This is a genomic window from Oceanirhabdus seepicola (genome assembly GCF_023684385.1).
Taxonomy (GTDB): Bacteria; Bacillota; Clostridia; order Clostridiales; family Clostridiaceae; genus Oceanirhabdus; species Oceanirhabdus seepicola.
The window spans coordinates 1,024,881-1,037,983 of the sequence record NZ_JAGSOJ010000001.1 but is presented as its reverse complement, the minus strand read 5'-3'; the positions used below and the strand labels follow the sequence as shown (position 1 = coordinate 1,037,983).

Sequence of the window (13,103 nt, the reverse complement as noted above, 5' to 3'; positions counted from 1 at the left end):
TTTCCGATATAATGTTTGCCGTTATATCGGTTAACGTTATATTAATTATAACGGCTCCCGATATAATTGTCAATCTCAAAAAAGGGATATTTTTCATAATGATTAATTTGTTAACAAAATTACACTATATTGTTTTAAGTCTGTTTTATGTATTTAGAATTTCAGGTTATTGAAAAGGGGTATCTCTCGAAATGATTAATTAATCATTTCGAGAGATACCCCTTAAAGTTCTAATTTTTATTTAAAAATTTACTAGCTTCCTCAGAAGAGCTAGGCCGAGCAAAATAATAACCTTGAATTACATCACAGTGGTTTTTAGCAAGCAAGTCAAATTGTTCTTTAGTTTCAACACCTTCTGCAACAACTGTAAGGTTCATTTTATGTGAAAGTAGAATTATACCTTCAATTATTGATTCCTCCATAGAATTACTACACATATCCTCAAGGAAAGTACGATCTATTTTAACTGTTTTAATAGGCAAGCGCTTTAAATAATTTAGAGAAGAGTAGCCTGTCCCAAAATCATCTAGTGATACATTTAAGCCAAGATCAACTAGTTTTTGTAAAGTTTTAATATTGAGTTCTAAAGTATGCATAAGTGCAGTTTCAGTTATTTCAATATCTAGATGATGTGGAGGTAATCCTGTTTCATTGAGAGTCCGTTGTACTATATCAATAAAATCACTTTGTTGAAGTGATAAAGGAGATATGTTAACGGATACTGTTTCAAATATGTAACCTTCATCTAACCATTTTTTTGCTTGTGTACATGCAGTTTTTAAAACCCAAGTACCAATCTGACGAATTAAGCTGGTTTCTTCAGCAATTGGGATAAACTCTCCAGGTGATATCCATCCTAATTTAGGATGATTCCAACGAATAAGTGCTTCAAGGCCACAAAAACATTCTTTTTTAACATTGTACTGTGGTTGATAATACAGCTCAAATTGGTTGTGTTTTAAGGCATCTCTAAGTGCGTTCTGAATAGTATTCTTTTTAAGAATTTCCTTGGAAATATGATCATGATAAATCTTGTATTGATTCTTACCCAGTTTTTTAGCACTATACATTGCAGAATCAGCCTTTTTTAATATTTCATATTCATTATTTCCATTGTCAGGATAAACGCAGATACCAATACTTGCGGTTATGTAGGTGTTCATATCCTCAACTAAATGCCATGGATTATTAAAAATATTCAAAATGATTTTAGCTTGAGCTTCAATGTAGTCCTCGTTATGGATGTCAGTATACATTATTAAAAATTCATCCCCACCAAACCTAGAAATAATAACATTATCTCCTAGGTTAGATTGAAGTGTCTCACTTATTTTTATGAGAAGATTATCTCCTACTTTATGACCAAGAGTATCATTAACATTTTTAAAGTTATCAAGATCCACAAAAAATAGAGCGCCTTTTTTTCCATGAGCAATAGTGTCTTTAATAGAAGCTTTTAATCGTTTTCTAAAAAGATGACGGTTAGGTAATTTAGTAAGCATATCATAATAAGCTATGTGGTAGATTTTTTCACGCCATTGAGTTTCCTTTGAGATATCCTTTTGAACAAAAAGTATTCTTGAGGGTTTTCCATCTTTATCCCAAGTGGCTATTCCATTGCATTCCATCCAAATATAATGTCCATCTTTATGTAACATACGATATTGAGCACTAATGGAATCCTGTTTTTTTTCTAAATAACGATTAATCTCAGTTATAATCAATTGGCGGTCATCATCATGAATAAGATCAAAACAACTTCGTGTTGTATCAAATTCTGATTGACTATAACCAATCATAGATAAGAATTGAGAAGAATAAAAGAATTCTTGAGTTTGCACATTACAGTCCATGATTCCATCGTTTGAAGCCATTAAGGCTAGTTCATATCTTTCTTCGCTTAGTTGTAATCTCTTATTACTTATTTCAAGATTATTGAATTGCGATTTAAGTTCTTCTTTAACATCTGAAAGTTCTTTGGAAACCTGTTGAATATGCTTATGAGCAGTTTTCTTGCGAAATATATAGTGTACATATAAAAATATAATATTTATAATTGCTAATATGATAATCAAAAATTTACTAGTTAAGATTAGGTGTTGAATTCCTATAGCTTCTAAAGGATTTAACGTATCTAAAGGTTGAATTTGAAAAATTATGTATTGCAAAGTTATTAATAAAGTTGTAATCAATACAATAAGGATAATAAAAATTTTGTTAGTTCCCCTATTCATACGTCCCCCTCCTTATGTCAATAGTGAATTAATTATAGCAAATGTATGTATAAACTATTAATAATCTCTCTAATTGATATTTTATAACAAAAAATGTTAAGTTACTAGTGATTTCGACAAAACAATTAAGAAAGATATTTAATACAAGAATAAAATATACGTTTGAAATATGTAAGAAAATAAAAAGAAAATTTGTATTTTAAAAATACTGAATTAGACTATTGAAAGGATGTGATAAAAAAGATTTACAAAAAGTGATCATTTTATGGTGTTATTTGACAATTAAAGGAAAAACATCTAAAATTTATTATGTAATTAATATTTATGTAATTAGGGGGAGAGATTATGGATAAAAACTATAAATTAAAAGGTCTTAGAGCTATGAGAGATATAAAGCAAAGGAATATGGCTGAAATCCTTGAAATGACTAGGGAGTCTTATGCAAGAAAAGAGAACGGTCATAGTCAATTCACCTTAAATGAAGTAAAGGTAATAAAAGATTTATTTGGAATGAGCGTGGAGGAAATATTTTTTGATTAAGTTAAGGCACATTCAACTTCCCAGTATCAACATTAATGATATGTTGGTACTGGGAAGTTTTTATGTTATCAATTTTCTTTTCACAACTAGGTTCTTAGTAGTACTTATGTATTTGTTACGCTTATTATCATAAATTCATATTATATAGTAGAGTAAAATAATAAGATGTTAAAGTGAGGTTCGATTTTATGAAATATCAAATTAACTCCAATTGGGATGATAATCTCTACTGGGAGAGGAATCTCTATAGGTATATTGAGCTCTATTGTGAGAGTTTTTGTGAATCTCAAAGTATACAAAGACCTAAGGAAGAATTTAGTTGCAATATAGATGTGGACACTGAAAGAACAATAGAATACGTTGAATTAGAGTACGTTTGTAAGTACAACGATAAAGAGTGTACAATAAACAAAGTTGATATAGCGCTGATAGTTGAAGGTGAAGAATCTGAGGTTCAATATCTTTCTCAATGCCCTTGTAAGTGGGACTTGAACAAGAAAGTTTCAGAGTTGAAATTGGTATCCACTAAAAGTTTTAATTTTGAATGTATGAGGATAAATGTAGTGTATCAAGATGAATACTTTAAATTGGAACCAGGAGAAAAATTCCCATTACCTCCTAACCCAACTGAAATTAGTATGATTTCTTTTGAGGCTAAGACTTCCCCAGGGTCTATTTCTGTTATAGCAGTATTAGAAACTGGAAGTCTCATTCAAAGAAATTTTCTAAAAGAGACTCCTTCAATGGTTATTGTTACTTTTTTTCCAAAATCAGTTGAAGGTATGCAACTTATGAACACAGGAAATTCAGTTGTATTTTATCGTAATTTAAGAACTGAATAATATGAGAGGTGTGACAACAGAAAGTTAATAATATAAAAACGTAACCACTTGGTTCATAGTGGTTACGTTTTTTTACTCTATAGGAAATTATAAATTCATGAATCTGTTGATAGGTGAAGTAGGCTTGTGATTTTCTCAAGGAGAAGAAGAATGAATATGAGTGAATTGGAGATAAAACTTATTGGGTGGTAAAGGGTTAATAAAAAAGTTAAATATTACAATAAATATAATAAAATTATTGAAATTAAAACATAATTAAAAGAGGAATGTTATACAAAATGTAGAATATAGAAGATGTGTGATGTAGTATTTATAAAAATAATATACTATATTGCTGAAAAAAGGCTGATGTAGTATGCGAATATAGAGGCTGAATAAATGGTATTAAAAAAGGGTAATAAAGAAATTAAATAATAATGGAGAGGAAGTCTGAAGAATATGAAACTAAAGAGTAAAATAATTTTAATTATTGGTATTTTAGTAATTTTCATTTTAACGGCGCTTACTGTATTTAATATTTCTTCTGCCAATAATATGGCAGAGGAAATTGTTGAACAACAAATAACTATGCAATTGGAGAGCGTTGAAAAATCTATATTGACTGCTGAAGAAATTGTAAACATTACCATGGATGAATTAGATAGAAAAAATATCAATTTAGCAAAATCTATAGCTGAAATTATTAAAGCAGATCCAACTAAATTAGAAACTTCAAAAATTACAGATTTAGCTAAATCATTGAAAGTCGAAGAAATTCATGTTATTGATGAGAATGGTATTATAGCAAATGGTAATATACCTGAGTTTTTTGGATTTGATTGTAAAGCTTCAGAGCAAACAAAACCATTTTTAGAGTTAATGAATCAAGTAAACGGAGAATTGGCTCAAGTTCCTTCTAAACGTGGAACCGATCAAAAAATGTTTCAATATATTGGGGTATCGCGATTAGATCAAAAGGGGATTGTTCAGATAGGCGTATCAGTAGAAGCTATTGAGAGCATTACATCTAAAATGGATGTTCAGAAAACAATAGAAAATCTCTATCTTGGTAAAAATGGTTTTGCTTATATTGCAGATACTTCTGGAGTAATTATTAATCACAAAGATCCATCTCAGATAGGAAAAAATCTAGAGGAAGTTACAAGGGGATTATCCGCATTACTGAATAAAGATAAAATGTCTAAACTGGAAGTTCATGATGTCAATTATTATGTTAAAAGTAGAAAATTAAATGATAGTGTTATAATGATTGCATTACCTGCAGAAAAAATAGAAGGAGCTTATAAGAGTAATATCAGAAATTCAAGTATTATTGGTATAGTTGGCTTTTTAATTCTTATTGCATTGATAAACATTACAATAGGTAAAACTATCATTAAACCCATTCAAGAGATTGAAAGTTACATGAAAAAAGTAGGAGAAGGATACTTTGATTTAAAACTTGAAGTTAAAAGTAAAGATGAAATTGGGAACCTTTCTAATAACTTCAATAAGATGGTGGATAATGTAAGAAATCTTGTAATAGAGACTCATAATTCAGTACAATTCATTGCAGATGAATCTATTAAAATAAACGAAACTGTTAATGGGCTTTCAATGGCCAGTAATCATGTAACACAGGCTGTAGAGAGTATTGCAAATGGCTCAGCAGATATGGCTCAAGAAGTAGATGAAAGAGTGGAACTTAGTAAAGAGTTAAGTAATAGGATAGAAGAAATGTCTAGTATGATTGAAGAGGCTCGAAGTAACACGGATAATATGAATAATAGTAATAAAGAAGGTAAGGAATCTATAGTTATATTAAATGATAAATTTAGAGTTACTGTTCATTCTACAGATGAAGTTGATGAAAAAATTTCAGAACTCAATGAAAAATCTAAGTCAATTTTAAGTATTGTTGAATCTATAAAAAGTGTTTCAGAACAGACAAATCTTTTATCACTTAATGCATCAATTGAGGCGGCGCGAGCAGGAGAACATGGAAGAGGTTTTGCTGTTGTGGCAGAAGAAGTTCGTAAATTAGCAGAAGAATCTGGACAGGCAACTAAAGAAATTGCTGAAATTATTGGAAGTGTAGTGCAGATTGTAAATGATACTAATAACACTATGGAAACAGCAAGAGTAACAGTAAAGGAAGCAAATCATAATCTAAATAATACCAATTCTGTTTTTGAAGAGATTGATGGGAATACAAATTTTGTGGCTTCTTCAATAAGTAAATTAGCAAAAGACATGGAGTTTGTTAACACAGCAAAGGAACAATTAGTTAATGCTTTAGAAGCTATTGCAACACTATCACAAGAATCAGCAGCAGCTACTGAAGAAATTAGTGCTTCTACAGAAGAACAATCAGCACAAATAAATGAGATTGCTAGCTCAGTTGAAAAATTTAATAATAATATTAAAAATTTAGAAAGAGAAATGAATAAATTTAAACTATAATAACTGGTGTAACTTTGAAAAAGGTAGTGGGCTTCCACTACCTTTTTTCGTTATATAGTTCTCTTTTTTTAGATAATGTTGAAAAATTTTTATAACTTTTTTCCTACACTGCATATATCCTTATGAAAGCACAAAACAGTAACGCTTTCGAAAAAAATATCGAGGAGGAATTATATTATGGCAGTAACAAACACAAGAGTGGACAGTGATTTAATTGTAGGAGTAAAGACTGGTACGAAAGCATCAGGCGGGGATGAAATCAAGAATTTCAGATTCTCAAAGATTAAGATTGATGCAGCTGATGATGCAATATATGCGGTAGGGGCTAAGATAGCATCAGTATTACCATATCCAACAAAGTACATTCAAAGAGTTAATGACAATCTTTTGATGAGTGAGTAATTAGGGCTGATGAAGCATACTCAATTGAAGAATAGGTATAAGTTGAATAACTACTAGATTAAGAGAAAAAATAACAATAAGATGAGGGTGGGACAAGCTGTATCTAAAATATAAAAAAATAAAAGGAGAGAAAAACTATGAAGAAATTAAGCATGAAATTCGTAACAACTAACGATGATATAACAACATTAACTATCAATGAGGTGAGAGAGGATATAACAGATGAAGAGGTTAATTCACTTATGGAGGGGATAATTACTCAAAACGTATTCTATTCATCTGGTGGATCACTTGTTAAGAAGAAGAGTGCAAAGGTTATTGATGTGACTGAAGCAGAAGTAGCGATTGCATAATTTATGAAGAAAGGCTGAATTCGTTTCAGCCTTTTTTATTTGACAGAATTGAGATATTTATCAACCTCATCATAGATTTGATTTATATCTACATCTTCAAAATTTGTTGTATCTATATTGAGAGTGGGAGCTATATCTAATTTATAATTGCTTTTACTTAGCAATTTTTTAAACTCCTCAAATTCACAGGTGAGCTTAAAATGTCCTGGATGTCTAGTTCCAGAATTATCACGTTCTATATATCTTTCATATAGAATCTTATCTTGTCCATGACAAAATATCTGTAATATTTGATAATTGTACTTTGACTTAATGTCCATGAAAACTTTTGTTGAAAATTCATTTCTGAAATTACCTTCAACAATGAAGGATTTTCCTGTTTGAGCTAGTTTTTCAGTAAAAAAGTGAGTAAATTCAAAGCTAGTCATACCTAATTTTCCTGCCCATTCTTTATCTTTAATTCCTAAATTATCGAATAAAAGTTCCTTAATATCATCTTTATTGATTACTGATAGATTAAATCTTTTAGCTAAATTTCTACTCAAAGTCGTTTTACCAGTAGCGGATGCTCCAGTAACAATAATTATTAAATTGTCTGTCATTTCAAATCCCCTTGTAATGTATTTTATTAATATACTTTATATTCAAATGTAATTAGACGTTACAGTCATCCTTTTGTTTTTTAATCTTTTTATAAAAATCTATTATAAGATTAGTTGGAAATAAACGTTTCTCAAACAAAACAATTATTGATAAAATAGCTTCAATTACTCCAATGATAAAATATATAATATGCAAGAAATGAACCGAATTAATCATTATACATTGGACAACAATCCAAATAACTAAAGCCCAACTAAAAATGCTACTTATATACCCTTGAAATCTTAACTTGAAACGAAACAGAAAAGTTGTAATAACATTCCCAAGTCCGATTACAGTAAATAAGAGAATACCAGGTATAAAAAAATTACTAAAAGGTGAATTTTTTAAAAGATCTACTGTTGCACCAGCTGGATTTTGAGGATTGGTAATAGCAGCAAATCCCCCAAACATAGCACCTACCCCTACAAATGCATGTAAAATACACAATAAACGATATACTTTCTTCATATCTATTCCTCCACCTATAAAATCTTTTTCAAGTAATATCTTTTATGTCCTTCTGGAACATTGTCCAATTCACCAAAAATCTGATATTCATTTTTCATATAGAAGTCTTTTGCTTGAAAATCCATAGTTTCTAAATGAACCAACGTACAGCCTTCTTCCTTCCCAATTAATTCAATTTCTTTTAAAAGTCTTGATGCATGACCATTTTTTCTATACTCTTCTTTAACCCATAACATATCGATGTACATGGTATTCCAAACATAATTCAATTCACAGTTGATGCCTCCTATGATGTTACCTGCTGAATCCTTCATAACTCTATTGACAGGAACAAAAGGAACATCTCCTTTAAGAGAAAGTTTAGATGAGTTATATTCTATTATACCTTGCCAGATTAAGTCAGATTCTTCTTTTGTACTTTCTTTAATAATATACATATCCATATAGATCCTCCTTAATGGTAATTAAATGTGCATAAACATATTTTACCATAATGCATGGCATTGTAAAATACAGGAATAAAATCAATATAACATGTTATAAAGTTATCCTTTTGCAACTTTTGCTGGATACCATCTAGAAAACCAAGCAGTAAAAACACCCATAATAGCAGGAATAATAGAGTTAATCAATCCTGTAAAGCTTGCCATATTACTCTTCATAAGAAAATATGAAAATATCGAAACTATAAGATATAATAATCCCCAAACGAATGTTAGTATTCTGTTTGTTTTTATAAATAAAGGATTATCAAAGGCTTCTTCACCATTGTAACTATTGCATGAATAGTGCGCTGTAAGGGGAATCTTATGTGTACTTGAGATAAGCCACATTCCACCAAAAATCAGGTAAGATAAACAGGGAAGTGTTACTGCACTGCCATATCCTAAAAGGGCTGATACTCCTAAAGTTGAAATAATAACTGTACTAATTCTTTCGTATTTAGTTGTTTTAATTTTATTGCTTAGGAAAAATACAAAGGAACAAACTATAATTGAAATAGCACCTCCTATTTTAAGGTTTATAGGAAATGTTAACCATTGTACAATCCATGGTAAAAGAAATAAGCTCATATTTGTTTTTATCATTTTATCAGTTATGTTGGTATCAGACTGTTCTGGTTCATAATTTTTCCCACCAAAAATTTCATCAAGTTGTAGCATTACATTAAAATCTCCTAAGACTTTATACTTCTTTTTCATCATAGCCTCAGCACCATTTTCCTTTCCCTCTGAAATTTTTACCCATAATTCAAAGGGGACTTCAATTCGTGTGGTGAATGGTTTTAAATTAGAGTCAAGCATTGTACATTTGTTATTTTCAATACAAAGCTGATAGGTTTTATCTAGATCAGTAAAGCACATTTCTAAAATAAGGTCTTTTCCTTTTATAGCATCAGGGTTACAAAGAGCAGCCATCTGCTTCATAAAGTTATATGATTTATTTGAACTCTTTTTAGGCTCATTTATTTCCCAACTTGCATCTGCCATTTTCACAAAAACTTCAGGAGGATATAGAAGTTCTGATAATTTATCATGTGTTTCATCACTGATTTTAAAGGTCTCTGAATATTCCATTCCTGCTTTTTTAGCATAAGATAAATACTCACATGTTCTTCCCTTAAGTTGAGGAACACGAAAAAGTTCACCCTCTGTACAGAGTATTTTAGTTAAATCCTTACCATACATAATTTCAAATTGACGAATAAGAGCATCATAATTATTTTCAGTAGAGTAAAAGCCACAGGTTGAAATTAAAACAAACTTTTTTCCACTAAGATCATAACGAGGAACATGCCTTGAACCGCCATCTTCACGTTCTGACATATAAGGTAAATTCGTTGGAAGAAGTCTATCCAAAAAAGCTTTTATTTTTGATGGCATACCAAAATAATAAAGAGGAAAGCTCCATATGATTAAATCAGATTCTAAGTATTTATTAATAAGCTCTGCCATATCATCTTTTAAAATGCATTCTCCAGGGTTTTTTGTCCAACAAGAGTAGCATCCGATGCAGTGGTTAATCTCCATTTTGCTTATATTTATTACATCTACATTGTTATTTTTGTTTTCATTTAAACCTTCTAAAAAGGCTGTTGTTATTTTAAAGGTATTGCTTTTCTCACCTTTAGGACTGCCATTTAATAGGAGTATTTTCATGCTTTTTCCTCCTCCAATAGTTTAATGGTGTCTTCAGCCCAACGTATGCACATTTCAAAATAATACTTACCAAAGCTTGCAGTCGCACCCCAATAAAGGGTCTTTTGTTTATCAGTAATACAATCTTTGTAACTATCAATATTACTATTTTTTCTTTCTATACCTAAAAGTGCTTCTCTACATCTCTCTTTATAGTTTATTAGCATTTGTATGTTATCATCTGTATCCTTTTCACCAGAAAAAAATGTTTTCATCAAAAATACACTTCTGATACACAATGATTCGTCTATACAATCTAAGGATAACCAGTTTTGAAATTCCAGTTTACCTTTTTCGGTTAATGAATAAAGCTTTTTATTTGGTTTGTCTGATTGAAAAATAATAGTGGAAGATAACCACCCTAGCTTTTTCATAGTGTTTAATTCACGATAAATTTGACTTCTTCCAGCTTGCCAGAAAAAGTTTAAAGAATCCTTGAAGGCTTTATCAAGCTCATAACCTGACATCGGTCCATAATTTAATAATCCTAAAAGTCCATGTTTAAGAGACATAATTTGCACCACCTTTTATATTATACAATCATTATATTATACAAGTGTAATATGATGATTGTATAATAACATATTTAAATAATTATGTCAATAAAAGGAAAAGAATTTGTATGAAAAAAGAGATCCTTAGAATCCCTTAAATTAATCACATGTGCTAAATTATCTATATATGATAAAATATTACCATACTAATTTTGATATTTAAAATAGAGGATACTTAAAAGAAAAATGGGTGGGGAATAATTATGAAAAAAATTGATTTATCAAACGAGATATACAGAAACAGAATGTTAGAATTTTTATATAAAGATGAGATGTACAACACAAATATGATAGAACTAGTTGAATGTTTCAAAGATGAGATTGGGGAATTTTATATAAATGAAGAAGAGGGGAAGATTACTGAATTTATACATATGAAAGATGATGGGAATTCAATCTTTACTAGTTTTAAATTCTCTTATGAGAATGGAATTAAAGATATAGCTAATATAATAAGAACTAAACAAAGTGAAGGTAAGAGTAAAATACTTCTAGGTGGAAGGCTAGATAATGTACATGCTTTGTTAAAGGAACTGGGAGATAACAGGGAATGTGTTGAGAATATAATCTTCGGTTTAAATGAAGACAAATTCAATGAGCTGAGATTAAAAGAACATTGTTCAATGAGAGAAGTAACATATGAAGATAAAGATCTTAAAATAGTTAAGAAGTATACAGTAGAGTTTTTTGGAGCGGAGACTCAAGAAGAATTTGAGAAAATAACCTCTGAGGATAAAATAATTCCAAAAATAACGAGAGGTATGTTCTTTCTAGTACAGGAAGAGGGAGAACAGGAAAATATTATTGGTATGGCAAGATTTTATGGGAAAACTGAGAACTATATTGAAATAACCAGTGTATATATAGATAAGGATTACAGAGGAAGAGGTTTCGGAAAAGAGCTAATTTATAAAATGATAAAAGAAATATTGAGAAGGGGAAAGACACCAATATTAGAGACAAGCACAAAGAATATTCCTGCTATAAAACTATATAAATCTATGGGATTTGTGGAGAGGGATAAATATGCATTTGAGTTTGTATAGAATTTGATAGATAAGAAATGAATGAAACACAATAATATTAGGAGGCATGTTTATGGCTGATACACATGAATTTGGAATAATGGATAGTATAGAAAAAGATAAAGTTTATAATGATTATGAACCTGAAAAGTATAGTTGTATTTCTATTAACGGTGATATTATTGATGAAATATTTTTTAAAAACAGTAAAGATAAAATAATTAAAATGGAAACATTTGCACATAGCGTAAATCATCCATATAAAGGTTTTGCATATTGTGGAATAACCTTAATACCACCAAAATCTCTTAAACAATTTTTAGATATTATTGTTGAGGAGAATGTTAAGTTTAAATCAAAAGAGCTTGATATATTGATTGAAAAAATATCTCATGCAATGAAAGAGAAGAAATGGTTAATCCATTTTGGAATTTAATTATTACTAGAACAATAAACTCAGTAAACCTATTAGGTTCACTGAGTTTAAATAATTTATTTAGATTTTAATCTTCAGGAGGTAGCTCAAAATCCTCTTGGAAAGTAATTTTACCTAAGTTAAAGAATTCGTTTTCAGAGTTGAATTTATATTCTATTATAACTGTGCCCACATATAGGGTAGCTGTTGCGCCTACATCTATATAAGCATATAATTTATTCTCATTAACTCTCCAATAGATTTTACCTCCAAAACCTACCTTGTCACCCCACATTCCAGGATGAATATTATCCATTTTAATATTATACTCATTATCATTAACCTTTATTTTTATCAAAACATCTTTTTCTCTTTCTGTTATTTTTGAAGTAATATTTTCTTTAATGATAATAAAAGGGTCTGTTAGCATATACTCATCAAAATACATATTTTTATCTTGGGGATTTATGTTAATTACATGGACTTCTTCTTCATGAATACCAGAACCAGTCCCGTATGTTAGAACTATAATTAGTTCATCAACTTTATCACCATTAAGATCACTTAGAATAAGTTTTGGTTCCCGTGTTTTACTTGTAGTACTATGCCAATCATGAAAAACTCCTCTGCTATCATTTATACTTAGTAGAAATTGATCATATGTACCTGGATAATGGCAGCTTTTCAGTGCAAATAACTTTATATTTTCTTCAGGTAAGTATTGTATAAGTCTATATGGTTCATCATTGTGTTTATACGGAGTATCATCTTGAGGTTCTACATTGGCATATTCTGTGTTCTTATAAACTAATTGATTCATAGGGTTTATAAGGTTTTGTGAATTTAAGCAGCCGATTAAAATTATAGAGATTATTTTATATAACATTATTCATCACCCTAAGTATATTATCGCCATATATAATACTTTTTATTTTATAAATTGTGTTTAAATGTTGAAGGACTTCCACAGAATATTAATGATAAG

The 13,103-nt window shown here is 29.7% G+C and carries 14 protein-coding genes; 7 read left to right on the top strand and 7 right to left on the bottom strand.

Annotation, left to right across the window (positions count from 1 at the left end; translation table 11 throughout):
• Window positions 1–230 precede the first annotated feature (230 nt).
• Window positions 231–2,234 (bottom strand): putative bifunctional diguanylate cyclase/phosphodiesterase, encoded by a 2,004-nt coding sequence (locus tag KDK92_RS04440; protein ID WP_250857849.1) that lies wholly within the window; start codon window positions 2,232–2,234, stop codon window positions 231–233.
• Between the two features lie 345 nt (window positions 2,235–2,579).
• On the opposite strand from KDK92_RS04440, the gene KDK92_RS04435 reads away from it, so the two are divergent.
• From KDK92_RS04435 to KDK92_RS04415, 5 genes are all read left to right on the top strand, one after another.
• The gene (locus KDK92_RS04435) at window positions 2,580–2,774 is read left to right on the top strand and encodes a helix-turn-helix transcriptional regulator (protein WP_250857848.1); all 195 of its coding nucleotides are present in this window, start codon (window positions 2,580–2,582) and stop codon (window positions 2,772–2,774) included.
• 188 nt (window positions 2,775–2,962) lie between these two features.
• A complete protein-coding gene (locus tag KDK92_RS04430; protein ID WP_250857847.1) occupies window positions 2,963–3,616 on the top strand; it encodes a hypothetical protein in 654 nt (217 codons plus the stop codon).
• 438 nt (window positions 3,617–4,054) lie between these two features.
• Complete coding sequence (locus tag KDK92_RS04425; protein WP_250857846.1) at window positions 4,055–6,058, top strand: methyl-accepting chemotaxis protein; 2,004 nt, start codon at window positions 4,055–4,057, stop codon at window positions 6,056–6,058.
• Between the two features lie 177 nt (window positions 6,059–6,235).
• Complete coding sequence (locus tag KDK92_RS04420; protein WP_250857845.1) at window positions 6,236–6,460, top strand: DUF1659 domain-containing protein; 225 nt, start codon at window positions 6,236–6,238, stop codon at window positions 6,458–6,460.
• Between the two features lie 137 nt (window positions 6,461–6,597).
• Entirely contained in the window at window positions 6,598–6,813 is a 216-nt protein-coding gene (locus KDK92_RS04415) for a DUF2922 domain-containing protein (RefSeq protein ID WP_250857844.1), read from the top strand.
• A 35-nt stretch (window positions 6,814–6,848) separates the two neighbouring features.
• Here KDK92_RS04415 and KDK92_RS04410 read toward each other — a convergent pair whose 3' ends face one another.
• From KDK92_RS04410 to KDK92_RS04390, 5 genes are all read right to left on the bottom strand, one after another.
• Window positions 6,849–7,415, bottom strand: a complete 567-nt coding sequence (locus KDK92_RS04410; RefSeq protein ID WP_250857843.1) for a P-loop nucleotide/nucleoside kinase family protein — start codon at window positions 7,413–7,415, stop codon at window positions 6,849–6,851.
• A 52-nt stretch (window positions 7,416–7,467) separates the two neighbouring features.
• Window positions 7,468–7,926 (bottom strand): hypothetical protein, encoded by a 459-nt coding sequence (locus tag KDK92_RS04405; protein ID WP_250857842.1) that lies wholly within the window; start codon window positions 7,924–7,926, stop codon window positions 7,468–7,470.
• Between the two features lie 14 nt (window positions 7,927–7,940).
• Entirely contained in the window at window positions 7,941–8,369 is a 429-nt protein-coding gene (locus KDK92_RS04400) for a GNAT family N-acetyltransferase (RefSeq protein ID WP_250857841.1), read from the bottom strand.
• Window positions 8,370–8,471: 102 nt separating this feature from the next.
• Entirely contained in the window at window positions 8,472–10,085 is a 1,614-nt protein-coding gene (locus KDK92_RS04395; protein WP_250857840.1) for an NAD(P)H-dependent oxidoreductase, read from the bottom strand.
• Window positions 10,082–10,636, bottom strand: a complete 555-nt coding sequence (locus tag KDK92_RS04390) for a PadR family transcriptional regulator (protein WP_250857839.1) — start codon at window positions 10,634–10,636, stop codon at window positions 10,082–10,084. The genes KDK92_RS04395 and KDK92_RS04390 overlap by 4 nt, the downstream gene beginning before the upstream one ends.
• A 245-nt stretch (window positions 10,637–10,881) precedes the next feature.
• Between KDK92_RS04390 and KDK92_RS04385 the strand changes: the two genes are divergently transcribed.
• Together KDK92_RS04385 and KDK92_RS04380 are read left to right on the top strand one after the other, a co-directional pair.
• The gene (locus tag KDK92_RS04385; RefSeq protein ID WP_250857838.1) at window positions 10,882–11,724 is read left to right on the top strand and encodes a GNAT family N-acetyltransferase; all 843 of its coding nucleotides are present in this window, start codon (window positions 10,882–10,884) and stop codon (window positions 11,722–11,724) included.
• Window positions 11,725–11,776: 52 nt separating this feature from the next.
• Window positions 11,777–12,139, top strand: coding sequence for a hypothetical protein (locus tag KDK92_RS04380; RefSeq protein WP_250857837.1), 363 nt, complete (start codon window positions 11,777–11,779; stop codon window positions 12,137–12,139).
• Window positions 12,140–12,206: 67 nt separating this feature from the next.
• Here the strand turns inward: KDK92_RS04380 and KDK92_RS04375 are convergent, their stop codons facing one another.
• Complete coding sequence (locus tag KDK92_RS04375) at window positions 12,207–13,004, bottom strand: hypothetical protein (RefSeq protein ID WP_250857836.1); 798 nt, start codon at window positions 13,002–13,004, stop codon at window positions 12,207–12,209.
• Window positions 13,005–13,103 lie beyond the last annotated feature (99 nt).

Coding starts and splice junctions, on each gene's coding strand:
- KDK92_RS04430 (WP_250857847.1), top strand. CDS start 2,963: ATGAAATATCAAATTAACTCCAATTGGGATGATAATCTCTACTGGGAG.
- KDK92_RS04390 (WP_250857839.1), bottom strand. CDS start 10,636: ATGTCTCTTAAACATGGACTTTTAGGATTATTAAATTATGGACCGATG.
- KDK92_RS04415 (WP_250857844.1), top strand. CDS start 6,598: ATGAAGAAATTAAGCATGAAATTCGTAACAACTAACGATGATATAACA.
- KDK92_RS04395 (WP_250857840.1), bottom strand. CDS start 10,085: ATGAAAATACTCCTATTAAATGGCAGTCCTAAAGGTGAGAAAAGCAAT.
- KDK92_RS04420 (WP_250857845.1), top strand. CDS start 6,236: ATGGCAGTAACAAACACAAGAGTGGACAGTGATTTAATTGTAGGAGTA.
- KDK92_RS04385 (WP_250857838.1), top strand. CDS start 10,882: ATGAAAAAAATTGATTTATCAAACGAGATATACAGAAACAGAATGTTA.
- KDK92_RS04375 (WP_250857836.1), bottom strand. CDS start 13,004: ATGTTATATAAAATAATCTCTATAATTTTAATCGGCTGCTTAAATTCA.
- KDK92_RS04435 (WP_250857848.1), top strand. CDS start 2,580: ATGGATAAAAACTATAAATTAAAAGGTCTTAGAGCTATGAGAGATATA.
- KDK92_RS04440 (WP_250857849.1), bottom strand. CDS start 2,234: ATGAATAGGGGAACTAACAAAATTTTTATTATCCTTATTGTATTGATT.
- KDK92_RS04425 (WP_250857846.1), top strand. CDS start 4,055: ATGAAACTAAAGAGTAAAATAATTTTAATTATTGGTATTTTAGTAATT.
- KDK92_RS04400 (WP_250857841.1), bottom strand. CDS start 8,369: ATGGATATGTATATTATTAAAGAAAGTACAAAAGAAGAATCTGACTTA.
- KDK92_RS04405 (WP_250857842.1), bottom strand. CDS start 7,926: ATGAAGAAAGTATATCGTTTATTGTGTATTTTACATGCATTTGTAGGG.
- KDK92_RS04380 (WP_250857837.1), top strand. CDS start 11,777: ATGGCTGATACACATGAATTTGGAATAATGGATAGTATAGAAAAAGAT.
- KDK92_RS04410 (WP_250857843.1), bottom strand. CDS start 7,415: ATGACAGACAATTTAATAATTATTGTTACTGGAGCATCCGCTACTGGT.